Source organism: Mesorhizobium sp. LNHC221B00, assembly GCF_000502935.1.
Taxonomy (GTDB): Bacteria; Pseudomonadota; Alphaproteobacteria; order Rhizobiales; family Rhizobiaceae; genus Mesorhizobium; species Mesorhizobium opportunistum.
Genome location: NZ_AYWR01000013.1, coordinates 19096 through 44169, shown reverse-complemented (window position 1 = coordinate 44169; position 25074 = coordinate 19096). Strand labels below are relative to the sequence as shown.

General features: G+C 63.3%; 25 protein-coding genes. 15 read left to right on the top strand and 10 right to left on the bottom strand.

The genetic code is table 11. The features are described 5' to 3' along the window. Window positions 1-4: 4 nt before the first annotated feature. Window positions 5-1165, bottom strand: coding sequence for a YbfB/YjiJ family MFS transporter (locus X741_RS149235; protein ID WP_023778633.1), 1161 nt, complete (start codon window positions 1163-1165; stop codon window positions 5-7). A 118-nt stretch (window positions 1166-1283) separates the two neighbouring features. Next, window positions 1284-1508: a hypothetical protein gene (locus X741_RS149240; protein ID WP_023778632.1), complete on the bottom strand. Its 225-nt coding sequence runs from the start codon at window positions 1506-1508 to the stop codon at window positions 1284-1286. Between the two features lie 97 nt (window positions 1509-1605). On the opposite strand from X741_RS149240, the gene X741_RS0135230 reads away from it, so the two are divergent. The 3 genes from X741_RS0135230 to X741_RS149250 are packed head-to-tail and all read left to right on the top strand — an operon-like array spanning window position 1606 to window position 4224. Next, window positions 1606-2568: a LysR substrate-binding domain-containing protein gene (locus X741_RS0135230; protein ID WP_031250197.1), complete on the top strand. Its 963-nt coding sequence runs from the start codon at window positions 1606-1608 to the stop codon at window positions 2566-2568. Window positions 2569-2597: 29 nt separating this feature from the next. Further along, a complete protein-coding gene (locus tag X741_RS149245; protein ID WP_023778631.1) occupies window positions 2598-3854 on the top strand; it encodes an aminopeptidase in 1257 nt (418 codons plus the stop codon). A 16-nt stretch (window positions 3855-3870) separates the two neighbouring features. Further along, window positions 3871-4224, top strand: coding sequence for a DUF488 domain-containing protein (locus X741_RS149250; protein WP_023778630.1), 354 nt, complete (start codon window positions 3871-3873; stop codon window positions 4222-4224). A 249-nt stretch (window positions 4225-4473) separates the two neighbouring features. Here X741_RS149250 and X741_RS149255 read toward each other — a convergent pair whose 3' ends face one another. Beyond that, window positions 4474-4821: an ArsC family reductase gene (locus X741_RS149255; protein WP_023778629.1), complete on the bottom strand. Its 348-nt coding sequence runs from the start codon at window positions 4819-4821 to the stop codon at window positions 4474-4476. A gap of 208 nt (window positions 4822-5029) precedes the next feature. Further along, window positions 5030-5383 carry a SnoaL-like domain-containing protein gene (locus X741_RS149260; RefSeq protein WP_023764560.1) on the bottom strand — a complete coding sequence of 118 codons (354 nt, stop codon included), beginning with the start codon at window positions 5381-5383 and terminating at the stop codon, window positions 5030-5032. 159 nt (window positions 5384-5542) lie between these two features. Here X741_RS149260 and X741_RS149265 point away from each other — a divergent pair, with 159 nt between their 5' ends. Together X741_RS149265 and X741_RS1000000170430 are read left to right on the top strand one after the other, a co-directional pair. Further along, entirely contained in the window at window positions 5543-6247 is a 705-nt protein-coding gene (locus X741_RS149265) for an SOS response-associated peptidase (RefSeq protein ID WP_023764561.1), read from the top strand. A gap of 15 nt (window positions 6248-6262) precedes the next feature. Next, window positions 6263-6478, top strand: coding sequence for a hypothetical protein (locus tag X741_RS1000000170430; RefSeq protein ID WP_023778628.1), 216 nt, complete (start codon window positions 6263-6265; stop codon window positions 6476-6478). A 236-nt stretch (window positions 6479-6714) separates the two neighbouring features. On the opposite strand, the gene X741_RS149275 is transcribed toward X741_RS1000000170430, so the two are convergent. From X741_RS149275 to X741_RS149295, 5 genes are all read right to left on the bottom strand, one after another. After that, window positions 6715-7800 carry an ABC transporter ATP-binding protein gene (locus X741_RS149275; RefSeq protein ID WP_023778627.1) on the bottom strand — a complete coding sequence of 362 codons (1086 nt, stop codon included), beginning with the start codon at window positions 7798-7800 and terminating at the stop codon, window positions 6715-6717. Continuing rightward, the gene (locus tag X741_RS149280) at window positions 7790-8398 is read right to left on the bottom strand and encodes a cupin domain-containing protein (RefSeq protein ID WP_023778626.1); all 609 of its coding nucleotides are present in this window, start codon (window positions 8396-8398) and stop codon (window positions 7790-7792) included. Before X741_RS149280 ends, X741_RS149275 begins: the two co-directional genes overlap by 11 nt. A 209-nt stretch (window positions 8399-8607) precedes the next feature. Beyond that, window positions 8608-9687, bottom strand: a complete 1080-nt coding sequence (locus X741_RS149285) for an ABC transporter substrate-binding protein (RefSeq protein WP_023778625.1) — start codon at window positions 9685-9687, stop codon at window positions 8608-8610. Beyond that, window positions 9672-10538: an ABC transporter permease gene (locus X741_RS149290; protein WP_023778624.1), complete on the bottom strand. Its 867-nt coding sequence runs from the start codon at window positions 10536-10538 to the stop codon at window positions 9672-9674. The genes X741_RS149285 and X741_RS149290 overlap by 16 nt, the downstream gene beginning before the upstream one ends. Beyond that, window positions 10535-11419: an ABC transporter permease gene (locus X741_RS149295; RefSeq protein WP_023778623.1), complete on the bottom strand. Its 885-nt coding sequence runs from the start codon at window positions 11417-11419 to the stop codon at window positions 10535-10537. The genes X741_RS149290 and X741_RS149295 overlap by 4 nt, the downstream gene beginning before the upstream one ends. Before the next feature lie 302 nt (window positions 11420-11721). Between X741_RS149295 and X741_RS149300 the strand changes: the two genes are divergently transcribed. The 5 genes from X741_RS149300 (at window position 11722) to X741_RS149320 (ending at window position 17160) form a co-directional block, all read left to right on the top strand. Beyond that, window positions 11722-12879: a fumarylacetoacetate hydrolase family protein gene (locus tag X741_RS149300; RefSeq protein ID WP_023778622.1), complete on the top strand. Its 1158-nt coding sequence runs from the start codon at window positions 11722-11724 to the stop codon at window positions 12877-12879. 286 nt (window positions 12880-13165) lie between these two features. Then, complete coding sequence (locus X741_RS149305; protein ID WP_013896746.1) at window positions 13166-14101, top strand: substrate-binding domain-containing protein; 936 nt, start codon at window positions 13166-13168, stop codon at window positions 14099-14101. A 117-nt stretch (window positions 14102-14218) separates the two neighbouring features. Continuing rightward, a complete protein-coding gene (locus X741_RS149310; RefSeq protein ID WP_023778621.1) occupies window positions 14219-15205 on the top strand; it encodes an ABC transporter permease in 987 nt (328 codons plus the stop codon). Between the two features lie 3 nt (window positions 15206-15208). Continuing rightward, complete coding sequence (locus tag X741_RS149315) at window positions 15209-16000, top strand: ATP-binding cassette domain-containing protein (RefSeq protein WP_023778620.1); 792 nt, start codon at window positions 15209-15211, stop codon at window positions 15998-16000. Between the two features lie 137 nt (window positions 16001-16137). Then, window positions 16138-17160: a LacI family DNA-binding transcriptional regulator gene (locus tag X741_RS149320; protein ID WP_023778619.1), complete on the top strand. Its 1023-nt coding sequence runs from the start codon at window positions 16138-16140 to the stop codon at window positions 17158-17160. Window positions 17161-17510: 350 nt separating this feature from the next. Here X741_RS149320 and X741_RS149325 read toward each other — a convergent pair whose 3' ends face one another. Further along, window positions 17511-18101 carry a TetR/AcrR family transcriptional regulator gene (locus tag X741_RS149325; protein ID WP_023778618.1) on the bottom strand — a complete coding sequence of 197 codons (591 nt, stop codon included), beginning with the start codon at window positions 18099-18101 and terminating at the stop codon, window positions 17511-17513. Between the two features lie 245 nt (window positions 18102-18346). Between X741_RS149325 and X741_RS149330 the strand changes: the two genes are divergently transcribed. From X741_RS149330 to X741_RS149350, 5 genes are all read left to right on the top strand, one after another. Next, window positions 18347-18601, top strand: a complete 255-nt coding sequence (locus X741_RS149330; protein WP_023778617.1) for a hypothetical protein — start codon at window positions 18347-18349, stop codon at window positions 18599-18601. Beyond that, window positions 18586-21771 carry a multidrug efflux RND transporter permease subunit gene (locus tag X741_RS149335; protein ID WP_031250196.1) on the top strand — a complete coding sequence of 1062 codons (3186 nt, stop codon included), beginning with the start codon at window positions 18586-18588 and terminating at the stop codon, window positions 21769-21771. Before X741_RS149330 ends, X741_RS149335 begins: the two co-directional genes overlap by 16 nt. A 15-nt stretch (window positions 21772-21786) precedes the next feature. Then, the gene (locus X741_RS149340; RefSeq protein WP_023778615.1) at window positions 21787-22938 is read left to right on the top strand and encodes an efflux RND transporter periplasmic adaptor subunit; all 1152 of its coding nucleotides are present in this window, start codon (window positions 21787-21789) and stop codon (window positions 22936-22938) included. A gap of 313 nt (window positions 22939-23251) precedes the next feature. Further along, window positions 23252-23938: a GntR family transcriptional regulator gene (locus tag X741_RS149345; protein WP_023764577.1), complete on the top strand. Its 687-nt coding sequence runs from the start codon at window positions 23252-23254 to the stop codon at window positions 23936-23938. A gap of 29 nt (window positions 23939-23967) precedes the next feature. Continuing rightward, entirely contained in the window at window positions 23968-25074 is a 1107-nt protein-coding gene (locus tag X741_RS149350) for a mandelate racemase/muconate lactonizing enzyme family protein (protein ID WP_023778614.1), read from the top strand.

The following is a 25074-nucleotide window of genomic DNA, read 5'->3' as shown; positions in this document are numbered from 1 at the left end:
CAAATCATGGCGATTTTGGCGCAGCCGACCATGTGACGGCGCCGGAGACCAGCAGCATGGCCGCGGCAACGATCGAAGCGAGGAAGAAATTGCCCGACGCCTGCGCCAAAAGCCCGGCGGCGATCGGGCCGATGATCTGGCCAAAACCGAAGGATGCCGTCATCAAGGCAAAGACACGCCGGGGCGCCCTCGGCGCCTGCTGGCGCGCGGCCTGCAGACCAAACGCCGTGATGGCGATGAAGGTGCCACCGAGCAGCAGACCGCCAAGCAGCGGTCCGGAATATCCGCCAAGTGCCACGCTGGCGATGACCCCGATCACTTCGATGAAGCAGGCCAGCGCATAGGCGGCGTGTAGCCCGATCCAGTCCGCGATCTTCTGCCAGAACCAGATCGAGGGAAAGCCGGCAAGGCCAGCGACCATCCACACCATGGCCTCGAAAACACGGCTGCCTCCGCCTTGCCGGACGATGGCGACCAGGAATGTCGCGGTCACCACATAGCCAAAGCCGAACAGGCCGTAGGCGACAATGATCTTCATCAGCGACCGGTCTTTCGGCAGCGCCGGCTCGCGGGCGGCCTCGGCATCGGCGAGCGGGCCTTCATTCACCAACAGCGCGACGACGACGAAACCGCATGCCGAAATTGCCGCCGACCACAACCAGCCAGCCGCCCAGCCGGCATGTTCGGCGACCAGCACCGCCATCATCGCCGCCGAGATCGCGATGCCGAGGCCAACGCCGCCAAAATGCCACGCCTGCAGGTCGCCGCGTCCGGCCGCCGCGATATGGCTGAAGACAATGCTGGCCATGAAGACCATGACGAAGGCGCTCGTCAGGCCGGCCAGAAAGCGGACGGCGAGGAAGACGGCCATGGCGTCGGTCAGCCCCATCAGCGCGGCCAGGATGGTGCTGGCGCCGAGGCCGACCAGCATCAGCGGACGCTCGCGCCCATGCGCCCAGCCGCCCGCAGCGGCAAGCGCGCCGATGAGATAGCCGAGATAGTTAGCCGAGGCGATCCAGCCGGCATTGGCCGGCGACAGATGCAGTTCTTCCATCATGCCGGGCAGGATCGGCGTGTAGACGAAACGGCCGATGCCCATGGCGACGGCCATGGCGATCATGCCGGCGAAGGCGTAGCGCAGTGCTGTCGAGTTGGCTGATGTCATTGCAGCGCACAATAAATGCAGGGATCGCTGAAACAATCCGCCATCCGTTGGGCCAGTACGGCCGCGGAATGCCAGGTCGTGGTCGACCTGTCCTGAAATTGGAAAGCGCGGCGTCCGCTCAGCAGCGCCCGCCGAAACTGGCGCGCAATGAAGCGGTCTCATGCGCGGTCCGCCGTGCCGTCAGCCTGAACGGCACATCGCCGAGTTCGCGCTCCGACATGGTGTTCAGCACAGGATGCGAAAGCGGATCGGTCAGCCACCTCTGCGTGTCGCCCTCGCGGCCTGGTTCGTATGGCGAGGCCGCGGCGAACAAGACCTTCAGCGATGACAATATCCCTGGCATTTTTCGGCTCCGCCGGTCGGTCTCCCATCGATAAAATCCGCCGTTTCGATGTGCCTTTCAATTGAGATTTCAGCCGGATCGGTTTAGAAAATCTCAAATGAGCGTGCTCAACCGCATCCACCTCAACGGCCTTCGCGCCGTCGAAACCGTAGCCCGTCTCGGATCGCTCGCAGCGGCGGCGAGCGAACTCAATGTTTCCGTCAGCGCCGTCAGCCAGCAGATAAGCCGCACCGAAAAGCAGCTCGGCCAGGCGCTGTTCGAGCGCACGACGAGCGGCCTTGTGCTGACCGAATTCGGCGCCGTGTTCGCGACGCGGCTCGGCGCGGGGTTTCGCGAACTGGCCCAGGCGGTGGCGCTGGCCGATGAGGCGACGCAATGCACATTGGTGGTTTCGGTGGCGCCGGCCTTCGCCTCGAAATGGCTGCTGCCCAGGCTATCGCGTCACTTCGACCGGCATCCAAACGTGCTGCTGCGCATCGATGCCTCGGTGCGGCTGGCCAATCTCGATCATTCCGACATCGATATCGCCATTCGGCTCGGCGACGGCAAATGGCCGGGCGGGCGGGCAGAACTGCTTTTGGCGCAGGAGGTCTTCCCGGTCTGCGCACCCGACATCGCCCGGAAATTGAGATCGATCGAGGACCTTGCCCAGACATGCGCCATCACCGACGAGCGGGCGATGATCAACTGGGAAAGCTGGTTTGCCGCGGCCGGCGTCCAACCCGTCACCTTCCAGAAGGGCGCGCGCTTCACCGATCCGATGCTGTGCCTGGAATCGGCCATTGCCGGCCATGGCGTGATGCTCGGCTGGCAATTGCTGGCGGCCGATGCGCTGGCCGACGGGCGGCTGGTGGCGCCATTCGGAATCCGCGCCCAGAGCGGGCTCGGCTACTGGCTGGTGACTTCGGCGGAGAAGACCGAGAGCCGCAAGGTCCGGGACTTCAAGGCCTGGATCAAGGAGGAGATCGCGGCGACGATGGCGCAGTTCGGATCGGCGACCACACGCCCGACCGGCGCGATCGCGGTGGAAAGCGCAGTGTCGTCGGTCTATGTAGATTGAGAAATCCAACAACGACGGCAGGCAGGATCATGACCACACATTCGCGCGGCGTTTCCGCATCGATCGACCCGGTGAAGCTCGACAGGCTGGCGGAAGTCGCCATCAAGGTCGGACTGCAACTGCAGCCCGGTCAGGATCTGGTGCTGACCTCATCGATCGCGGCCCTGCCGCTGACCAGGCGCATCGTCGAGCACGCCTACAAGGCCGGCGCCGGACTGGTGACGCCAATCTTCAACGACGACGAGATGACGCTGGCGCGCTACCGCTTCGGCGCCGATGCGGGTTTCGACCGCGCCGCCGGCTGGCTCTATGAAGGCATGGCGAAAGCCTTTTCGAACAATGCGGCGCGGCTGGCCGTGCGCGGCGAGGATCCGTCGCTGTTGTCGGCGCAAGACCCGACAAAAGTGGCGCGCGCCAACAAAGCAAACTCGATGGCCTACCAGCCGGCGCTGGAAAAGATCACCGGCTTCGACATCAACTGGAACATCGTCGCCTATCCGGACCTCGCCTGGGCCAAGCAGGTCTTCCCGGACGACGCCGACGATGTTGCGGTGGCCAAGCTCGCCGACGCCATATTCGCCGCCTCGCGGGTGGATGTGGAGGACCCGATCGGCAACTGGAAGGAGCACAATGCGGCGCTGCGCGGCCGCACCGAATGGCTCAACGGCCACAATTTCCACGCGCTGCATTTCACGGGACCGGGCACAGACCTCACTGTCGGGTTGGCGGACGGCCACGAATGGATGGGCGGCGCCTCGACCGCCAAGAATGGCATCACCTGCAATCCCAACATCCCGACCGAGGAGGTTTTCACCACGCCGCATGCCAGGCGCGTCGAGGGCCATGTCTCGTCGACCAAGCCGCTCTCCTACCAGGGCACGCTGATCGACGATATCTCGGTGCGGTTCGAAGAGGGCCGGATCGTCGAGGCAAAGGCATCGAAGGGCGAGGACGTGCTGAAGAAGGTGCTCGACACCGACGAAGGCGCGCGGCGCCTCGGCGAAGTGGCGCTTGTGCCGCATTCATCGCCGATCTCCGCTAGCGGCCTGTTGTTCTTCAACACGCTGTTCGACGAGAACGCCGCCTGCCACATCGCGCTCGGCCAGTGCTATTCGAAGTGCTTCGTCGACGGCGCATCGCTCAGCCAGGGCGAGATCGCCGCGCGTGGCGGCAACAAGAGCTTCATCCACATCGACTGGATGATCGGCTCGGACAAGATCGACATCGACGGCGTCCACAAGGACGGTGCCCGCGTGCCGGTGATGCGCAAGGGCGAGTGGGCCTGAAGGCACGGAGGGTCGGATGGCTTTCGACCTGGAGGTCAAGCGGATCTATGAACCACCCGCTTCCGATGACGGGCAGCGGGTTCTCGTCGATCGGGTATGGCCGCGCGGCGTCAGCAAGAAGGACGCCGCGCTGACGCTGTGGCTGAAGGACATCGCGCCGAGCGACGAGTTGCGCAAATGGTTCGGCCATGAGCCGGCGCGCTGGGCCGAGTTTCAGAAGCGGTATCGCGCCGAGCTGGACGGCAATGGCGAGGCGGTGGCGCAACTGCGTGGACTGCTTGGCGACGGCAAGGTGACGCTGCTCTACGGCGCGCATGATGAGGCGCATAACAATGCGGTGGCGCTGGCGGGGTATTTGCGCGCGGGTTGACGGCTTCGTTTTGCAGCGTTGGCGATTGGCGAAAGCCGAGGCGACATCTGATCTCCCTCCTTGCGGGGGAGATGCCCGGCAGGGCAGAGGGGGGTGCTGTCCCTCCAGCCTATCAATCAATCGTAGCGACTCGAGATAGGTTTTCGTAAGAACGAATCTCGTTGGGGTGGCGATCCTTCACACCCCCCTCTGGCCTGCCGGCCATCTCCCCCGCAAGGGGGGAGATTGGCAGCGTTGCCGTCTCGCTGCTTACTTCACCGCCTGCTCATAAACATCAGGCTTGAATCCGACCAGAATCCGATCCCCCACCTCAAGCACCGGCCGCTTGATCATCGTTGGCTTGGCCAGCATCAGCGCCTTGGCCTTCTTCTCGTCAAGATCTTGCTTGTCCTTATCCGGCAGTTCGCGAAACGTCGTGCTGCCCTTGTTGAGCAGCTTTTCCCAGCCGACCTTGCCGACCCAGCTATTTAGCTTGCCGGCCTCGATCCCTTCGGCCCGGTAGTCGTGGAACCGGTACGGCACGTCATGGCCCTCCAGCCAGACGCGCGCCTTCTTGATCGTGTCGCAGTTGGTGATGCCGTACATGGTGATCGTCAAAGCGTGCTTCCCAGGGGCTGACCGTCGAATCCGTCCCGCGGCGCATGCAGTCATCCAACGGCAAAGAAGTCAACGACCGCCATTCCTGCTATCTCGACGAACGCCTGGTGTGGACGGATGCACATGGCGGCCAGGGCGTCGTCCAGGCCGCCATATTTATCTTAACCCTGCCGCGAAGAGAGCGGGCTCCCGGAAGCCGTTTCCGGCGTCAATAGTAGAAACGCTCTTCGGTGATCTTGCCGTTCTTGACCGTGTACAGACCAACCTCATCCATGGTGACACGCTCGCCAGTGGCCTTGGGCGTTATGTCGAACTTGAAGCGCACTGCGAACTGGTCGCCGTTGACATAGGGGCCCTCAACTAAACCGCCATGCACTTCGTTGTTCTCCTGCCACCACTGGCTCTTCTGCCTGAGAGCCTCCTTGCCGTGGCTGACGGCCATCGGTCCCTCCATGGCTTCGTAACTGGCGATGTCGTCGGCATTGTACTTTTCGGCAGCACCCTCATTGTCACCCTGCTTGAGGCGTTCGGTGAAGTCCTTGGCAATTTCCGCGATAGTCATTTGTGTTCCTCCTGTTCCGACGCATAGCAAATAGGGGACAGCCTGGTGACCTGCCACTGCCGGGCCAGTCGTAGCTGACAATCCGTGTCAGGACGGTGATGCCGGGCAGAGTGGCTCTCGCAGGTTGCGGACAGAAGCCAATTCCGTAATTCTAGTTGGATGTGCAACCTCTACAACATCACCACAACGCAAGAGGCGGTCCGCCAATGGACACGCACATTGCGCGACGTCATCGGCAACCTTGAACCTTCGGTCGACATCTATCCAAATCAGGCCGGCCCGGTCGTTCGCAACACGCCAGATGGGAAGCGTGAGTTAGCTAAGCTGCTTTGGGGTTTGCCAACGCCGCCTGAGCGCATGAAAGGCAAGGCAGACTATGGCACCACGAACGTTCGCAATCCGCAATACTCGCACTGGCAACAGTTTGTGAGCGTCGAGAATCGATGCGTCGTGCCGGTGACCAGCTTTGCCGAACCCAGCCCTACCCCGAGCGACAAGGACCCGGAAACAGGGATCCAGCGCAATTTTTGGTTTGCCCGTGACGAAAGCCGACCCTTATTCTTCTTCGCTGGTTTCTGGACCCCTTGGCAGGGGGTTCGGAAGGTCAAGGATGGTCCTGGTGACTTCGAGTTGTACGCATTCATGACCACCAAGCCCAATGCAATCGTCGCGCCAATTCACGAGAAGGCTATGCCCGTGATCCTTACGACGTCGGAAGAGACGGAGGCTTGGCTGACAGCGCCGTGGTCAGAAGCACGGTATTTGCAGCGGACCGCGCCAGACGATGCGTTGATGATCGTCGAGAAGCCAGCCACACAAATCAAGTTTCCGCAACAGGCTCCGGTCCAAGGGTCTCTTTTCTAGGCTACAGGATCGGGCTTGGCAGCAGCCTTTTCAATCGTCGTCTCGCCAGATCACTCGGCGGACCATGCGAATTTCGACAAGACGTCTAACACGAATTTTCAGGCGCTCAGCAGCGCTCGGCAAGACTATGTCGGCATCAAGCTCGCGGAGCTTGCAGCGCTCGCACCGCATATGCCGTTCGACGTCCCAAAAGGGAATGTCACCGACAAGCTTTGCAAGGTCGCCGGGTAGATAGTGCCGGGTGATGTTGCAGTGCCGGCATCGGACACGAATGAGTTGCCCCACTTCGTGCGCGAGGCATAGCGTTTGCACATTTCGGCGCGGTCGGCTGCTCAATTCCGGCATCAACCAAATTAGGAGTATCTTCCTATTTTAGTCAATTGCCGCTTAGTTCCATGGCCATTTTTTCACATGTCGTTCGACCGCCCCGCGCGCACCGTGCAGCGACCTTGGGAAGGTGGAAGAGGCTAGCTCGAGAGCATAGGGCAGCTGGCGCCACGGCGCAGGCTGATGTGAGCCATGTCGCCGACCTTGAATTGAAAACCCTCTGCCTGGCGTGGCGCATCGATGACAACAGGAGCGCCCTGCCCGAGTTCGGCGTGCAGGCGCAGCGTGCGGCCGTGAAAGACGATGCTGTTGACGCGCGCCGGCGCCGTGCCCGGCGCGGCCTCGGTCATCGCCAGCAAATCCTCGGGACGCACGCCAATGGTGCGCACATCGCCTTCGCCGGGTGCCTGGCCGGTTTCAGAAATGGCTTCCAGCGCCAGCGTTCCGGCGGTGAAACGCAGGCGATCGCCATCGCGGCCGATAAACCGCGACTGCAGGAGGTTCATGGTGCCGATGAAGCTCGCTACGAACTTCGTGGCCGGCCGGTCATAGAGTGTCGCCGGCGGCGCGATCTGCTCGATGCGGCCCTTGTTCATGACGACGATGCGGTCGGAGATCGACAGCGCCTCGGTCTGGTCGTGGGTGACCATGACGAAGGTGGTGCCGAGCCGCGATTGCAGCCGCTTCAATTCCACCTGCATCTGTTCGCGCAGATGTGCATCCAGCGCCGACAGCGGCTCGTCGAGCAGCAGCACGCGCGGCTCGCAGACGATGGCACGGGCAAGTGCCACGCGCTGGCGCTGGCCGCCCGACAATTCCAAGACGCGGGCGCGAAGCTTGTCGGCGAGACCGACCATGTCCAAGGCTTCGCCGACGCGTTTTGCCTGCTCGCTACCGGAGAGCTTGCGCAGCGACAGGCCGAAGCCGACATTTTCGGCGACGTTCATGTGCGGAAACAGCGCATAATCCTGGAACACGGTGTTGACCGGCCGGTCGAAAGGCCGAAGCGCCGTGATGTCGCGCCCGTCAAGCAGCACCTTGCCGCTCGACGGGCTTTCGAAGCCGGCGATGACGCGCAGGCTGGTGGTCTTGCCGCAACCCGATGGCCCGAGCAGCGTAATGAACTCGCCGCTGACAATGTCGAGATCGACGGCGTCGAGCCCGACGATGCCGCCGGGAAAGATCTTCGAGATCGCCTGCAGCCGCACAAGACGATCAGGCGCCATCGCGAACCTCGGACGGTTTCGTGGTATTGACCCAGAGGATCTGGCATTGCTCGGCGCCGGGATTGCGAAAGGCATGCAAAAGCGTGCTCTTGAAGGCAAAGCTGTCGCCGCTCTTCAGCACGTATTTTGTCGAATCCACCACCAGTTCGACCTCGCCCGCCAGCACATAGCCGAATTCATGGCCGGCATGCGCATAGGCTTCCGCCGTGCCGCCATTGGCCTCCACGGTCACCAGCATGCCGGTCAGCGTCGCGCCTGGCGGCGACAGCAGCGCCTTGGCGATGCCTTCGGATTTGACGGGAATCGCGCGGCGGCTGTTGGCGCGCACGCAATAGAGATCATTGACTGCGTCGTTGCCGTCGGCGATCAGCGCCGACGGCTCGATGTCGAGTGCTGCCGCAAGCGGCCAGATCACCTTGACACGCAGCGATGACATGCCTCGCTCGATCTGGCTCAGCGCACCGATCGACACTCCGGCTTTTGCCGCCAGTTCGGCCAGCGAAAGGCCGCGCTCCAGCCGCAGCGCCCGCACCCGCCGGCCAACGCGGACGTCTGCATCGTCCTTGGGCTTCTCGGTTGCATCGTCCAGCATATCCATGTGTGGGTCCTCGTAGTCTTCTCAATCGACGTGGCGCAGCGCCGCTAGGCTCCCCCTTCTCCCCTTGTGGGAGAAGGTGTCGCCGAAGGCGACGGATGAGGGGTGTTCCAGCGGAGTGAGACGTTGGCGTTCCCTGGAACACCCCTCATCCGTCTCGGCGCTGCGCGCCGATCCACCTTCTCCCACAAGGGGAGAAGGAAGAACCAGCCTCACCCGCCCGCCTTCACCTTTTCGAACATCTTGGCCATATCGTCATTCTGTTTCATCGGCCCGGTGAAGATCGTGCTTTTCAGCATCACTTCCGGATCGGACGGCAGCTGCAGCTTGTCCAGCTCCTCCTTCGTCACGCCGGCGAAAGCGGTCGAGAGCGAGCTGCCGTAGCCATAAGACTCGATCAGGTATTTGCCGGACTCGGCATCCAGCCGGCTGTTGATGAAATCGTAGGCGAGGTCGACATTCTTGGCGTCCTTGAGCATGACGAAGCCGCAGGCCCAGGTCAGCATGCCTTCCTTCGGTTTCATGAACTCGACCGGCACGCCCTGCTTCTTCAGCGAGGTGGCCGATGCATTCCAGGTCATGGCGGCGACCAGCTGGCCGCTGGCCAAGGCCTGTTCGACCGAGGTCATGTCGGTTGTGTAATTGGAGAGCAGCGGACGCTGCTCGCGCAGTTTCGCCGCCACCTTGTCCATTTGCTCCGGCGTCATGTCGAACGGATTGACGCCGGCCAGAAGCGCGGCAACGATCGGCGTGTCATGCACGGCGTCGATGGTCGCCATGCGGCCGGCATACTGCTTGTCCCACAGCAGGTTCCAGCTCGCTTCCGGGTTCTTCACCAGATCGGTGCGGTAGAGGATCGAGGTGTTGCCCCAGTCCCACGGGACCATCCAGACCTTGCCGTCGCCGGCCTGCAGATCGGGCAGGTTCTTGAACACCGGGAAGATCGAATCCCAGTTCTTGATGCGCTTGGTGTCGATCGGCTGCAGCAGGCCTTCCTTGTTCCAGCGCGCCACCTTGTCGTAGCAGGGATGCGCGATATCGGGACGGAAGCCGGCCTTGACCTTGGTGAAGGCGTCATCGTCGTCACCGAATATGGAAGCCTCGACGCCATCGGGGTGCGCGGCGAGGAAACTCTTGTTGAAGTCGGGCAGTTCATAGCCCGACCAGGTGAAATATTGCAGCTTGTCGCCGGCGAAAGCGACGGTCGACGACAGCGCCAACGCCAAAGCGGCGAGGCCGGCCCGGGCCGTCTTTCCGGATATCAGGTCGCCGGATATCAGGTCGAATGCCATTGCAGTTCTCCTCTCTTGGTTTGTTTTGGTTGTGATGGATTCGCGGGTCGTGGCGCTGTCGCGGACAGGCCGCGATGGCGCAGGATTTCGGCAAGGCCGGCGATGACGAAGGACACCGCCAGGATCGATGTGCCCAGCGCCATGACCGTCGGCAGCGACTTCGGAAACCGCAGCTGGCTCCAGATGTAGAGCGGCAGCGTCGGCTCGGTGCCGGCAAGGAAGAAGACGACGATGAATTCGTCGAACGAGATCAGGAAGGCCAGCATGAAGGCCGAAACGATGGCCGGCAGGCTGAGCGGCAGCATCACCCGCCGGAACGTCATCCAGTCGGACGCGCCGAGGTCGAGGGCGGCCTCGCGAATGGTTTTCGGGATGGCGGCGAAGCGGCTGCGCATGATCACCACGGTCGTCGGCAGCGCCACCAGTATGTGGCCGAGCACGATGGCGATGCGCGACGGCCCGAGGCCGATGAGGTTGATCAGGATCAGCAGCGATATGCCGACGATGACGCCCGGAATCAGGATCGGGAGCCGGGCAATGGCGCTGATGGTGGCGGCAAGCGGCGAGCGGCCATAGAGGTCCATATAGGACACGGTGATGCCGCACAGCGTGGCGCCCTTGGCGGCAATGATGCCGATGACGAGACTGTTGACGAGCGCGCCGGACAGCGCCGAATTGCCGTACAAAGTCGCGTACCATTGCAAGGTGAAGCCTTGCAGCGGAAACGCCGCCTGGATCGAGTCGTTGAAGGAAAACAGCGGGATCAGCAGCACCGGCAGATAGAGGAAAACCAGATAGGCGACGACGTAGACGCCAAGCCAGCGGCCGCCACCGTGCGCGCGCGCGCTCATGTGCGGCTGCCAAATCTGCGGTCGGTGAAACGCGCGACCAGCACCACGGCCAGGATCACCAGCATGACGGCTACGGAGAGCGCTGCCCCAAACGGCCAGTCATTGGCCTTGCCGAACTCAGCCTGGATCAGCGTGCCGATCATCGTGGAGGCCGGGCCGCCGACGAGCGCCGGCGTGACATAGTCGCCGACCGTCGGCACGAAGACGACGAGCGCGGCGGCCAGCACGCCCGGCATCGAATTGGGCAGCACGACCCGGCGGAAGGAGGTGAACGGCCGCGCGCCGAGATCGGAAGCGGCCTCGATCAGCGATTTCGGGATGGTGTCCAGCGCCACATAGATCGGCAGGATGGCGAATGGCGCGTAAGCATGAGCGAGCGTGACGACGACAGCGGCCGGCGTGTTGAGAAAGGCCAGCGTCGGCTCGGACCAGATGCCGGTTTCGATCAGCGCCGAGTTCAACACGCCATTGTAGGCGAGCACGATCTTCCAGGCGAAGACGCGCAGGAGATAGCTGGTCCAGAACGGCAGCGTCACCAGGAACAAGAGCAGACCGCGCCGCCGCCCGGCGTGGAAGGCGAGATAGTAGGCGACGGGATAGGCAGTGACGACCGTGGCCGCCGTGACCAGCGCGGCAATCACCAGCGAGCGCAGCGTCACCGTCCAGTAGAGCGGATCGGAGATGACGGTGGCGAAGTTGGATAGGCTGAAGCCGGCGCCTAGAAGAGAGCCGTCATTGTTGCGGAAGGCGAGGAAAAGCACGAGGCCGAGCGCAAACAGGATCAGCAGGAAGGTGACGGCCGCGCCCGGCAACAGCATGGCGAAGCTGAAGCCCGATGAAGACCGGGCCTCTGGCATCTGGTTTGCAACAAGGGTCGACATCGACCTGCTCGGTTTTTGAAATTAACTGAGACTTTTTCATATTTATGAAACTGTCAAGCGAAATCCCCCGGCGGGAGCTTTGGCAGGGCTTCCGTTCTTCACGGCCGCGTGCATTTCACACTCTTGAACAAGCGCTTCAGTTTTCACGGCATAAGACGCGGCCTTGGAGAGTTGAAACTCTCACAACCGAACGCGGCACCTTTGGATTGCCAATGACGGGATAGACCTTTGAGGGGAATCCGGTGAAAGTGCCGCGCCGATCCGGCCAAGCGCATTTTCGACCATTCGGAGGACCCAACGCCATGACCAACCTGACACATCTGCCGGCCGAAGGCCTGTTTGTCGGGCGCGCCGGCAGCCGCGATGCCTCGCATCCGATGGTGGTCACGGTGCGTGACGGCACCGTCTTCGACATCACGTCGAGCACGGCGCCGACCGTGCGCGATGTCTGCGAAATGGCCGATCCGGCAAAGCACGTGCGCTCGGCCAAGGGCAAGCCGATCGGCTCGCTCGACGACATCGCCGCCAATAGTTTCGAGACCGCGCGCGACCCGGCCAAGCCGTATTTGCTGTCTCCCGCCGACTTGCAGGCGGTGAAGGCGTCGGGCGTGACCTTTGTCGTCAGCCTGCTCGAACGGGTGATCGAGGAACAGGCGCGCGGCTCGGCGGAAAAGGCCGACGCCATCCGCGCCGACATTGCCGGGCTGATCGGCCACGACCTTTCGAAGCTCAAGCCCGGTTCGCCGGAAGCCATGGAGATCAAAGCCAAGCTCATCGCGCGCGGCGCCTGGTCGCAATATCTGGAAGTGGGCATCGGCCCCGATGCCGAGATCTTCACCAAATGCCAGCCGATGGCCTCGGTCGGCTTCGGCGCCGATGTCGGCCTGCATCCGGTGTCGACCTGGAACAATCCGGAGCCGGAGATTGCCATGATCGCCGCCTCGAGCGGCAGGATCGTCGGCGCCACCATCGGCAACGACGTCAATCTGCGCGACGTTGAAGGGCGTTCGGCGCTGCTGCTCGGCAAGGCCAAGGACAACAACGCCTCCGCATCGCTCGGCCCCTTCCTCCGCCTGTTCGACGACACGTTCACGATCGCCGACGTGAAGAACGCGGTCGTGCGGCTGAAGGTCGAAGGCGAGGACGGGTTCTCGCTGGAGGGCGCGAGCTCGATGGCCGAGATCAGCCGCTCGCCGGAAGAACTGGTTGCCGCCGCCATGGGCCCTCACCACCAGTATCCGGACGGGCTGGCGCTTTATCTCGGCACCATGTTCGTGCCCTCGAAGGACCGCGGCGAAAAGGGCAAGGGTTTTACCCACAAGGTCGGCGACATCGTCACCATCTCGTCGGAGAAATTCGGCGCGCTGGTCAACCGGGTGCGGCTGTCGCCCGATTGCCCGCACTGGACCTACGGCGCCAGCCATTTGATGCGCGACCTCGCCAAGGCCGGCCTGATCTAGCGGTTTCTTCAAGCGGCCTGGTCCTGAAAGGCAGCTATCGCTTGTGGGGCCACTCGGCTGAGCCACGACGCCAATCATCCGGCTGCCCGGGAAAACCGTCCCAACTGATGCAATCTGATGGGGCCGCTGATGGCGCCGCGTCAGCCGACAACTACATCTGCAGATGGAGGCTTGCCATCCGTCGAAAAAGGGAATGCTCTGAGGCATCCGAGCGGCGCTGGCAAAAGACGCAATCCGGCTGACGCCGGAACAAGGGACGGATCATCTTCAACCGGGAGGAAATCAAATGCTGACAAGACTGAGACTTGTGCTCTACGGCCTGCTGGTCGCGCTGACGCTCGTTCCGGCGGCGGCGCAGGCCAAGACGTTCTACTGGATTTCACATGGCGGTCCGGCCGATCCGGTCTGGACCTACTTCCTGGCCGGCGCCAAGCAATGGGCCAAGGACACCGGCAACACCGTCAACACCTCATTCCACAATGGCGACGTCGCCTCGCAGCAGGAAGCGGTTCGCGCCGCCCTCTCCGCCAAGGCCGACGGCATCGTCACCACCAGCCCCGACCCGGGCAGCCTTGTCGAGATCGTCAAGGAGGCCCGCGCGGCCAACGTCCCGATCATCAACTTCAACACGCCCGATCCCAAGGCCAATTTCAACGCCTATGTCGGCGGCGACAACGTCACCTTCGGCAAGCATTGGGCGCAGTATCTGGTCGACAAGGGCCTGGTGAAGAAGGGCGACTTCGTCTGGATGCCGGTCGAGATTCCCGGCGCCACCTATGGCGTCCAGGAAGAGGAAGGCATCAAGAGCGTCTTCGGACCGCTCGGCATCACCTATGAAGTGACCGAAGCGACGCTCGACCAGGCCGAGGTGATCAACCGCATGGTCGACTATCTCACCGCCCACAAGGGCAAGGTGAAGGCGATCATCGGCCTTGGCGACCTCGTCACCGGATCGATCAAGCGGGTGTTCGACCAGGTCGGCGTCAAGCCCGGCGAAATCCCGGTCGTCGGCTGGGGCAATTCGCTCGACACCACGCAGGAAGTGCTGAACGGCTATGTCAATGCCGGCCAGTGGCAGGACCCGCAGGCGACCAGCTATGTCGCGCTCTCGCTCGCCAACATGGCCGCGTCAGGCATTCCTCCGGGCTTCAACGTCATCACCGGCGCGCTCTATGAAAAGGACACCGCCGAGGTCTACGACAAGATCCTGTCGGGCAAATAAGATCCGAGACCGAGACAGTCGCGATCGCACCCGCGGTCGCGACTGCCCGTCCATTCGCCGAGCCTGGCTGGACTCCGGTGCAGCGCTTCGCCTTTCCAATCATGTCGCGGGTTATCAGTGGAAAATCATTCGCTCGTCCAACGCCTGATCGCGCGGCCGGAATTCGGTCCCTTCGTGCTCCTGGTCGTCGAAATCGGCGTTTTCTGGAGCTTCAACCACGACTTCCTGTCGCCGCAGAATATTTCCAACACGCTGGCCTTCACGGTAGAACTCGGTCTGATCGCGCTGGCGATGACATTGCTGATGACGTCGGGCGAATTCGACCTCTCCGTCGGTTCCCTGTTCGGTTTCTCGCCGGTGCTGATGTGGACGCTGTTCAATGCCGGCGTCACCTCGCTGGAGATGGGCTTCGTCGTCGCGCTGCTGGTCGCCGCCCTGATCGGACTGGTCAATGGCTGGTTCGTCACGCAGCTCAAGATTCCGTCCTTCCTGGTCACGCTCGGCATGTTGCTTGTGGTGCGCGGCAGCGCGCTTTTCATCACCGACGGCTTTCCGCAGCGCACCTGGAGCGCCGAGGGCAGCTGGCTGGCGGAAGCGCTGGTCGGCGACTTCTTCATCGGACCGTTCCGCATCTACATGTCACTGTTCTGGTTCATCGCCGCGGCGATCGCGCTCGGCTACGTGCTGACGCAAAGCCGAACCGGCAACTGGATCCAGGCGGCGGGCGGCAATCCCAACGCGGCGCGCGCCCGCGGCGTCAACGTCAACCGCGTCAAGATCGGCCTGTTCGTGCTGTCATCGGTCATGGCCTCGCTTGCCGGCGTCATCTCCTCGCTGCGCACGTCCGCGGCCAACCCCAACAGCGGCACCGGCTATGAGCTCGAGGTCATCGCCATGGTGGTGATCGGCGGCACGGCATTGACCGGCGGGCGCGGCACCATCATCGGCACCGTGCTCGGCATCCTGATCCTGCGCGTGATGCGCAATGGCATCGTGCTGATCGGCGTGCCCGGCCTGGCCTACAATATCTTCATCGGTGCGATCATCCTTGGCATGATGGCGCTTCATTCATGGCTGGAACGCCGGCACCAGGCAGGGACTTGAACCATGGCCGAGCCACTGATCCGCATGCAGAACATCCGCAAGTCCTATGGCCGCGTGCAGGCGCTCGAGGACGCCAACTTCCATGTCAGCGAACGCGAGATCGTCGGCCTGCTCGGCGACAATGGCGCCGGCAAGTCGACGCTGATCAAGGTGCTCTCGGGCGCCGTGCCGCTGACCAGCGGCGACATCTTCATCCGCGGCAAGAAGGTCGCCCTGCGCAGCACCAGCGACGCCATCGCCCACGGCATCGAGACCATCTACCAGGACTCGGCGCTGGTCACGCAGCTGTCGATTGCCCGCAATCTGTTTCTCGGGCGCGAACCGATCAAGCCGCCGCGCTTCCTCAACCGCATGGACCAGGAGGCGATGAACATTGTCGCCCGCGACCTGCTCAAGCAGGTCGGCATTTCGAAAAACATCCCGCCGACGACGCCGATCGGCTCGCTCTCCGGCGGCGAGCGCCAGGCAGTGGCGATCGCGCGCGCCATGCATTTCGACAGCGACCTCATCATCCTCGACGAGCCGACCAACAATCTCGGCGTCGCCGAAACGCAGGGCGTGCTGAGCTTCGTGCGCAGCGCGCGCGATTCCGGCCATTCCTGCATCTTCATCGCGCACAACATCCACCACGTCTTCCAGGTGGTCGACCGCATCGTCGTCATGCGCAGGGGCAAGGTGGTTGCCGACGACATCGACCCGAAGACGACAACCGTGGCGGAAGTCGAACGGATCATCACCGGCATGTCGGACAAGGAAATCCGCGACGCCATCGCCGACGGCAAGCCGCCGCACTGAGGACGGGCGGAAGCCGTCATGTCGAAGCAGCCGAGCGGACATAGCGGTGATGGGAGGCGATCACCCGCCACTCAGACCGCATCGCCCGCCACGTCACCTGTCTGGCGCGCCATGGCATCGGCGCATAGGATTGCGGCATGAAGGCCACCGTCTCCGATATCGCCAGAACCTGCGGGCTCTCGACGGCAACGGTCGACCGGGTGCTCAACAATCGGCCGGGCGCCAGCGCCGCCAACCGGCAGCGCGTCATGGAGGCTGCCAAGCAGCTTGGCTATTTGCCGGTCGCCGACCAGGTGACGCTTCCCTCCAAGCCCGCAAACCTCGAATTCTTTCTGCCGATCGGCAGGAACGCCTTCATGCAGGATTTGGCAAGATACATCGAAGACTATGCATCGCGCCTGCCGCTCGTCGCTTCGTGCCGGATCCACAACCTTGCCGGCATATCGCCGAACGCGCTGCAGACAGCCGTCGAGAACCTGTCGCTGCGGGCCAATGGCGTCGGTGTCATCGCCATCGACCATCCGCGAACCCGCAACATCCTGCGCGACATCGTCGACACCGGCATCCGCCTGGTGACGCTGGTGTCCGATATTCCGGCCGCTCCCCGCTCGGCCTATGTCGGCATCGACAACCGCGTGGCGGGACGGACGGCGGCGCTTTTGATGGGACGCTTCCTCGGCGGCCGCGAGGGCCACTTGGCGATGGTCGTCGGCTCGCGCTCGTATCGCGGCCATGAGGAACGCGAAATGGGCTTCCGTTCCGTGCTCGGCGAGGAGTTTCCCAACCTGACCATCAGCAGCGCCGTCGAGATCAATGACGAGCCCGATGTCAGCTATGCCGAGACGATGAAGGCGCTGCGCAACGAGCCGGAACTGCTCGGCATCTATTGTGTCGGGGCCGGACGCTCCGGCGTTGCGAAAGCCATCCGGGAAGCCAGGCCAAATCGCAAGCCGGTGTTCATCTGCCACGATCTGACCAAGGAAACACGCGGCTATCTCGTCGATGACCTCGCCGACGTCGTCATCGATCAGAACGCCAGGCTGATCGCCGAACAGTCGGTCATCCGCCTGCTTGGCTCGATTGCCTCATCGGCGCCCTATCTCACCCGGAAATTCATCGAACCGCGCCTGATCTTCAGGGAAAACGTGCCAGTTCAATAGGTTAGCACGCTTGCGCAAGGCCGCTTTGTTCGGATTTGTAGGAGGATTGACGGGTGCTGCGGCAATTCTGCACACCTGCTATGCAACTTTTATGGTTGCCGAATCATTGGGCAACTCGTAGGTTCTGGTTGTCGGCCATCTACTCCTCCCAGATGCGATGCCGACGCTGAGTGGGGTGCACCTCCTCCCGCACCACATTCGAAATCGAGCCCGCTGCCACCTCCTCCCGGCAGCGGGCTTTTTTCGTTCCGCCGGCAGGAATTGGGAATTGCAGTGCTGCCCGGCGCCAAAGGGCACCAGGCATCGCCTAGATCGCACGACAATATGAATGGAGCGCGCACCCGCTCACTTCAGCTGGCGGCAGTGCCCCGGAAGGAAACAATCAGCCCCTCGGCCATGCGCACGAACTGCGCGCTCGGCCCTTCGGCGCCCACGGTCTGCACGCTGACACGCGCGCCCTCGAACAGCAGTGACAGCGTATCGGCCAAAAGCTCGGACTGGCCGATGCCGGCATCCCGGCACAGCGCCACAAGACGTTCGCGCTGGGCTTCCTTGAGTTCCTTGATCACACGCCGGGCGGGATGGTCGGGCTCGGTCAGCTCGGCCGCGGCATTGGCCATGTCGCAGCCGCGACCATCGGCATTGAGCATGGCGGCCGCCTTGCGAACCCAGGCGTGAAGCTGCGCGAGCTTGTCGCCCGGAAATTCGGCCTCGAACGTTTCCCACATCGCGCCGGCCTTGGACGCATTGGCGCGCAGGCATTCGACGATCAGATCGTCCTTGGATTCGAAGTGACGATAAAGCGTCATCTTGTTCGTGCCGGCAGCTTCGGTGATGGCGTCGACGCCAACGCCCTTGATGCCATGCTTGTGGAACATGTCACGCGCCGTCTCCAGGATCCGATCCCGGGGACGAGGGCGCTCCACGACGCCGTCTGTCATCATGATCTCCTTTCGTTTCCTAAAAACCCTCGGCCACCTCTTGACTAGGGTGTTACCGGTCTGTAACTATGCAAATGTTACTTACTGGTAACACCTATGTCGCCCGTCGTCAATAACAAGACCGTGAACTGGTCCTGCCAGATCGAGGGGTGAAAAAACTGCCAATCATGCGGCCTCGGCCGGTGAAGAGATGAAAAAACGGTTCGCGAGCATGGGCTGCGAATCGACAGACAAGGAGCCGGCCAATGCCACAGCGCCGCGATCTTACCATAGATGAGGCCGTCCGGGATCCGATGATCCGGCTGGTCATGAAAGCAGATGGGGTCGATCCCCGCGCCTTCGAGACAATGCTTCGCTCGCTTGCCAATGGGCAGCGTCGCAAGGTGCCGCTGCTGCGTTCGCTGGAAGCGTTCAGCGACGAGCGCGGCCAAAAACTGTCCAGGCTTGCCAGTGCCTTCGGCCGGGCAAGAGCAGCCGGCGAGGCATGTGTGTCGTGGTAAACTTTTTCATCCATCGTCCGATCTTCGCCTCGGCGATCGCCATCATCATGGTGCTCGCCGGGACGATTTGTTATTTCCTGCTGCCGGTCTCGCAGTTCCCCGACATCACGCCACCTCAGGTCGTGGTCAGCGCCCATTATCCGGGCGCCAGCGCGCAGGTCGTCGCCGACACGGTGACGACGCCGCTGGAACAGCAGATCAACGGCGTGCAAGGCATGACCTACATGTCGTCGACGAGTTCCAATGACGGCTCCTCGACCATCACCATCACCTTCGACGTCGGCTATTCCTTGAGCACTGCCGCCGTCGACGTCCAGAACCGCGTCTCGCAGGCGGCCTCGTCGCTGCCAGCGATCGTCAACCAGGGCGGCGTGACGATCAAGAAGCAGAACCCGAATTTCGTTCTGATCGTCAACCTCACCTCGCCCGACAGTTCCGTCGATCCGGTGGCGCTCTCGAACCTTGCCTATCTGCAGGTCGTCGATCCGCTGAAGCGGCTGCAAGGCGTCGGCGACGTGCAGATCTTCGGCGAGCGGCGCTATTCGATGCGCGTCTGGCTCGACCCGGACAAGCTCGCCAATCTCGGCATCACCGCCGTCGACGTCCAGAATGCCATCGCCGAACAGAACGTCCAGGTGGCGGCCGGCAAGATCGGCCAGTCGCCGGCCCCGGCCGGCACCGCCTTCGAGATGCAGGTCAACGCCGTCGGCCGCTTGAGCGACCCGAAGGAATTCGGCGACATCGTCGTGCGCGCCAACACCGACAGCGGCTCGCTGGTGCGGCTGCGCGACGTTGCCCGCATCGAGCTCGGCGCGCTGCAATATTCATCGTCGGCCTTCTTCGGCAAGGATCCGACCGTGGTGCTCGCCGTTTACCAGATGCCCGGCTCCAACGCGCTCGATCTGCAGCAGCGTGTCAAGGACAAGATGCAGGAGCTGTCGGGCCGTTTCCCCAAGGGCGTTTCCTACGCCATGCACTACGACACGACGCGGTTCGTCTCGGCGTCGATGCATGACGTGCTGATCACGCTCGGCGAAGCCCTGGTGCTGGTCGTCGCCGTGGTGTTTGTCTTCCTGCAGAGCTGGCGCACGACCATCATCCCGACCATCGCCATCCCGGTTTCGCTGGTGGCGACGCTTGTGGTCATGGAGATGCTCGGCTTCTCGCTCAACATGCTCTCGCTGCTTGGCATGGTGCTCGCGATCGGACTTGTAGTCGACGACGCCATCGTGGTGGTCGAGAACGTCGAACGACAGCTCGAGGCTGGGCTGAAACCGCTGGCGGCGACCAAGGCCGCCATGGCCGAAGTCACCGGCCCGATCATCGCCACCACCGCAGTCCTGATGGCGGTGTTCGTGCCGGTCGCCTTCATCCCCGGCGTCTCGGGGCGGCTTTACAACCAATTCGCGCTGACGGTGGCGATTTCGGTCGGCATCTCCGCCTTCAACTCGCTGACGCTCAGCCCGGCGCTCAGTGCCGCTTTCCTGCGCCATCGCCAGGGCACCCAGTTTGTGCTCTTCCGCTGGTTCAACAGCGGCTTCGACAGGTTGTCACACGCCTACGCCCATGGCGTGCGCTTCCTCATTCGCCTGCGCTGGATCATGCTCGGCCTGTTCGCGGCCGGACTGGTCGCCACCTACTTTGTCTGGCAGAAGCTGCCCTCGACCTTCCTTCCGGTCGAGGACCAAGGCTACTTCTTCGTCGTCATCCAGCTGCCCGACGGCGCCTCGCTGGAACGCACCGACGCGGTGGCGCAGAAGGCGCGCGACATCCTGCAGGCGACGCCCGGCGTCGACATCGTCGGCTCGATCAGCGGCCTGAACTTCCTGACCAGTGCTGCGCAGTCGAACTCGGCGGTCGAATTCGCCATCCTGAAACCCTGGGAGGAACGCGGTCCCGACCAGAGCGCCTCCAAGCTCGTCGCCGACGTGCGCGGCAAGCTGATGCAGATTCCGGAGGCCTTCGCGCTGAGCTTCGATCCGCCTTCCATCCCTGGTATCGGCACCACGGGCGGCTTCGAATTTGTCGTCGAGGATCTCACCGGCCGTGGCAGCACGGCCCTCAACGACGCGACGCAAGCCGTGATCGCCGAGGCGCGCAAGCAGCCGGAAATCAATCCGCAGCAGCTGTTCTCGCCGTTCTCGACGTCGACGCCGCAGTTCAACTACGACCTCGACCGCTCCAAGGCGAAGCTGCTCGGCCTCAACCTGCCTGACGTGTTCAACACGCTGCAGATCTATCTCGGCTCGCTCTACGTGAACGACTTCAACCTGTTCGGCCGCACCTTCCGGGTGACCATCCAGGCCGACAAGGACGCACGCGCGGGTGCCGCCGACATTTCGCGGCTCTATGTGCGCAATGCTTCCGGCGGCATGGTGCCGCTCTCGACGCTGGGCAAGCTGGTGCCGTTCGTCGGGCCGGAAACCGTGCCGCACTACAACAACAATGCGTCGGCCTCGATCAATGGCGGTGCTGCACCGGGCTTCTCCTCGGGCCAGGCGGTCGCCGCCATGGAACGGGCCGCCGCAACGGCCCTGCCGAGGGATTTCGGTTTCGAATGGACCGGCATCACCTTCCAGGAACTCAAGGCAGGATCGATCGCATCGGTCGTCTTCGGCCTCGCCATCGTCTTCGTCTTCCTGATCCTGGCGGCGCAGTACGAGAGCTGGGCGATGCCGTTCATGGTGCTGCTGGCAGTGCCGCTGGCCTTGTTCGGCGCCTTCGCGGCGCTCTCGGTGCGCGGCATGCAGATCGACGTCTATTCGCAGATCGGCTTCGTCATGCTGATCGGACTGGCGGCGAAGAATGCCATCCTGATCGTCGAGTTCGCCAGGCGGCGGCGCGAGGAGGGCCTCAGCATCGTCGAGGCGGCGATGGAGGCCGCGCGTCTGCGGCTGCGGCCGATCCTGATGACGGCCTTCGCCTTCATCCTCGGCGTGCTGCCGCTGATGTTCGCGACCGGCGCCGGTGCATCGAGCCGCCAGTCGATCGGCACCACCGTGTTTGGCGGCATGGTCGCGGCGACCATCCTGTCGCTGGTGTTCGTGCCGGTCTTCTACGCGGTCATCGAACAGCTGCGCGAACGCCGCGAAAGCGGCGAGCCGGCCTCACAACATTCTGAACCAACTGCCGAAACCGCCTTCCCTCCCCTGGCGGAAGCGGCCGAATAAGATTGGAGACTGATCATGCGTAAATGGAAAATCGCTTTGGGAACGGCTGTCGCGCTGGGCGCGATCTCGGTGGCGAGCGTTCACCTGCTCGACATGGGCAATTTGAGCCTCAATGCCGGCACGGCCGGAGCGGCGCCCGCCCCGGCGGCGTTCGTCATGCCGGTGCCGGTGGCGAGCGTCGTCAAGAAGACGATCCCGATCTACCTCGACTATGCCGCGCGGATCGAACCGATCCGCAGCATCACGCTGCAGGCGCGTGTGCCTGGCTACCTGCAGGAACAGACGGCGCAAGACGGCGCCGATGTCCGGCAGGGCGACCTTCTCTACAAGATCTCGCCCGACGACTTCCAGGCCGCTCTCGACCAGGCGCAAGCCCAGGTCCAGCGCGACACGGCGACGCTCGACTATGCACGATCCAATCTCGGACGTGGTAGCGAACTTGCCAAGAGTGGCTATCTGGCCAAGGACAGCTTCGACCAGCGCACCAGCACCTTGCGCGAGGCACAGGCGTCGCTGGCGCTCAATCAGGCGGCGGTGCGCACGGCGCAACTCAACCTCAGCTACTCGCAAATCCACGCGCCGTTCAACGGGCGCCTGGGCCGCAACCAGGCCTCGGTCGGGACGCTGGTCAGCGTCGCCGGCACGGTGCTCAACACGCTGGTGCAGCTCGACCCGATCTACGTCACCTTCAATCCGAGCGAGACGGACCTGACCGAGATCGAACAGGCCCGCGCGGCCGGCCCGATCGAAGTCGAGGTGCTGCTTCCGGGCGAGACTGAGACCAGCCAGAAGGGCGAACTCACCTTCATCGACAACACGGTCGACCACTCGACCGGCACCATCACCGCGCGCGCCACGATCGGCAACGCCAAGTTCACGCTCAAGCCTGGCCAATATGTCCGCGTGCGGCTGCATATCAAGCAACAGCCCGATGCGCTGATGGTGCCGCAGACGGCGCTGGGTTCGAGCCAGCTCGGCAAATATCTCTACATCGTCGGCAAGGGCAACACGGTCGACCAGCGGCTGGTCTCGCTCGGGCCGACCAGCGGCGACCTGGTGGCCATCCTGAGCGGCGTCTCCGAAGGCGACCAGGTGATAACAGGCAATCTGCAGAAGATCGGACCTGGAATGCCGATCTCGCCACTGCCACAGAAACCGGCTACCTGACACCCCCGCAGGCCCGGTTTCCGCGCGGCGCCCTCGACCTTTTCTCAGGTCGCGGGCGCCGTTTTCACGAGCAGGCCGACAAGAGCGGCCACGTCGGCGCGATCGGCCTTGGCCGAGGGCATGAAAGCGCAATAGGGGTGACCGAGGCGCGCCGAGACCGGCGACAGCGCGATCAGGCGGCCTGCGTCCAGATCGGCCTGCGCCCCGCATCACGGACCGGTTGCCTGGCGAAAATGAAAAATCCGAAAATGGCGTCTTGTTAGATTGTCGACAATCTGATTGTCTTGCCTTCTGTTCTCGCTGGAGGGGCCGGATGGGGAAGACGGATTTCAGTCCGATTGCCGACACGACGCGCCGCGCCGAAATCGTGGCGCTGCTCAGGCGCGCGATCCTGACCGGGCAGTTGGAGCCCGGCCAGAAGCTCAACGAGCTCAGGATCTCCGAACAGATGCGGGTCAGCCGCGCGCCATTGCGCGAGGCGATGCGCGAGTTGGTGCAGGAAGGCATCCTGACCAGCATTCCCTATGCCGGCACCTTCGTCATCGACGTCACCGCCAAGGACATCGACGACGCCTATTCACTCAACAAGGTGCTGGACGAGTTCGCGATCGAACAGACATGGCCACAGCGCGACCAGCGTTTCTTCGACGAGCTCGACCGCCGCCATGAAGCGGTGAAGCAGGCGACACGCGACCTAGACACCACAAGGCAGATCGAAACGGCGCTGCAACTGCATGGCCTGATCTACGAGTGGGCCGACAATTCGGTGCTGCTGGAAACCTGGCAGCGGCTGATCAGCCGGTTGCAGATGTATTTCGCGCTGCACCAGCAGGCCCGCAAGGAGCCGGTGCCGGCCGAAGACGTCCATGAGACCTACGTGCAACTGATGAAGGGCACCGACATGCGCGCTGCCCAGCGTCATGCCCGCGAACATATCGACCTCGACTTCGAAGAGCTGCTCTCCTACGCGCGCGGCCTCGAAAAGCGCCCGGGCGCCTGATCCAGACATTCCAGCCAGCGGACAGATACGTGCAGATCCAAACCGTCAAAGCCTATCACGTCATACAGCCCTTCGTGGACGGCCCCTACCGTATGTCCAAGGGGCGAGAGGCCGATGCCTTCGACGCGGTGATTGTCGCCATCACCGCCGACAACGGACTGACCGGCTGGGGCGAGATGGCGCCGCTCGGCAATTTTTACTCGCCCGCGTTTCCGATGGGAGCGCGCGCGGGCGTGCCGGAAATCGCGCCGCACCTCATCGGCCACGACCCGCGTGGGCTGGCCAGCATCGGCCGGCTGATGGACACGGTGTTCAAGGGCCATCCCTACATCAAGTCGGCGCTCGACATGGCCTGCTGGGATCTCGCCGCGCGCGCCGCCGACGTGCCGTTGGTCACGCTGCTGGGCGGCAAGGAGAGCGACACGGCGGAACTCTACAAGGTCGTCACCCATGGCAGTGTCGATGCCATGGCGGCACTCGCCAAGCGGATCGTCAAGGATGGCTTCCACCGGCTGCAGGTCAAGGTCGGCGGCAACGTCCATGACGACATCGAGCGCGTCACCGCGGTCGCCGCTTCGGTGCCGAAAGGCACGGTCATCTTCTGTGACGCCAATGCCGGCTGGACGCCCTACCAGGCGCGCCAGTTCGCCGATGCCACGCGCGCCATCGACTATACGTTCGAGCAGCCCTGCACGACGATCGACGAGAACATGTCGGTGCGCCGCATGCTCGACAAGCCGATGGTGCTCGACGAATCCGTCACCTCGCTCGAGGAAATGCTGGAGATCCATCGCCGGGGCGCGGCCGATGGGCTGACGCTGAAGATTTCGCGGCTCGGCGGCGTGACGAAGACGCGCCTGATCCGCGACGTTGCCGTCGACCTCGGCTTCATGATCACGGTCGAGGACACCGGCGGTGCCGAGATCGACACAGCCGCCATGGCGCACCTGTCTTTGTCGACGCCGGAAGAGCGCCGTCTGCACGCTATCGCCTTCCATGAGTGGGTGACGGTGCGCACGGCTTCGAACATGCCGCCGGTCACGGGCAGCCGCATGGGCATTCCGGACGGACCGGGCCTCGGCATCGATGTCGTCCCCGACCTGCTTGGCGCACCGTTCTTCGAAGTCGGCCGCTAA

Coding starts and splice junctions, on each gene's coding strand:
- X741_RS149290 (WP_023778624.1), bottom strand. CDS start 10,538: ATGAGCGCGCGCGCGCACGGTGGCGGCCGCTGGCTTGGCGTCTACGTC.
- X741_RS149295 (WP_023778623.1), bottom strand. CDS start 11,419: ATGTCGACCCTTGTTGCAAACCAGATGCCAGAGGCCCGGTCTTCATCG.
- X741_RS149320 (WP_023778619.1), top strand. CDS start 16,138: ATGAAGGCCACCGTCTCCGATATCGCCAGAACCTGCGGGCTCTCGACG.
- X741_RS149280 (WP_023778626.1), bottom strand. CDS start 8,398: ATGGATATGCTGGACGATGCAACCGAGAAGCCCAAGGACGATGCAGAC.
- X741_RS149335 (WP_031250196.1), top strand. CDS start 18,586: ATGTGTGTCGTGGTAAACTTTTTCATCCATCGTCCGATCTTCGCCTCG.
- X741_RS149275 (WP_023778627.1), bottom strand. CDS start 7,800: ATGGCGCCTGATCGTCTTGTGCGGCTGCAGGCGATCTCGAAGATCTTT.
- X741_RS149235 (WP_023778633.1), bottom strand. CDS start 1,165: ATGACATCAGCCAACTCGACAGCACTGCGCTACGCCTTCGCCGGCATG.
- X741_RS0135230 (WP_031250197.1), top strand. CDS start 1,606: ATGAGCGTGCTCAACCGCATCCACCTCAACGGCCTTCGCGCCGTCGAA.
- X741_RS149340 (WP_023778615.1), top strand. CDS start 21,787: ATGCGTAAATGGAAAATCGCTTTGGGAACGGCTGTCGCGCTGGGCGCG.
- X741_RS149285 (WP_023778625.1), bottom strand. CDS start 9,687: ATGGCATTCGACCTGATATCCGGCGACCTGATATCCGGAAAGACGGCC.
- X741_RS149305 (WP_013896746.1), top strand. CDS start 13,166: ATGCTGACAAGACTGAGACTTGTGCTCTACGGCCTGCTGGTCGCGCTG.
- X741_RS149245 (WP_023778631.1), top strand. CDS start 2,598: ATGACCACACATTCGCGCGGCGTTTCCGCATCGATCGACCCGGTGAAG.
- X741_RS149315 (WP_023778620.1), top strand. CDS start 15,209: ATGGCCGAGCCACTGATCCGCATGCAGAACATCCGCAAGTCCTATGGC.
- X741_RS149250 (WP_023778630.1), top strand. CDS start 3,871: ATGGCTTTCGACCTGGAGGTCAAGCGGATCTATGAACCACCCGCTTCC.
- X741_RS149260 (WP_023764560.1), bottom strand. CDS start 5,383: ATGACTATCGCGGAAATTGCCAAGGACTTCACCGAACGCCTCAAGCAG.
- X741_RS149345 (WP_023764577.1), top strand. CDS start 23,252: ATGGGGAAGACGGATTTCAGTCCGATTGCCGACACGACGCGCCGCGCC.
- X741_RS149240 (WP_023778632.1), bottom strand. CDS start 1,508: ATGCCAGGGATATTGTCATCGCTGAAGGTCTTGTTCGCCGCGGCCTCG.
- X741_RS149325 (WP_023778618.1), bottom strand. CDS start 18,101: ATGACAGACGGCGTCGTGGAGCGCCCTCGTCCCCGGGATCGGATCCTG.
- X741_RS149265 (WP_023764561.1), top strand. CDS start 5,543: ATGTGCAACCTCTACAACATCACCACAACGCAAGAGGCGGTCCGCCAA.
- X741_RS149300 (WP_023778622.1), top strand. CDS start 11,722: ATGACCAACCTGACACATCTGCCGGCCGAAGGCCTGTTTGTCGGGCGC.
- X741_RS149330 (WP_023778617.1), top strand. CDS start 18,347: ATGCCACAGCGCCGCGATCTTACCATAGATGAGGCCGTCCGGGATCCG.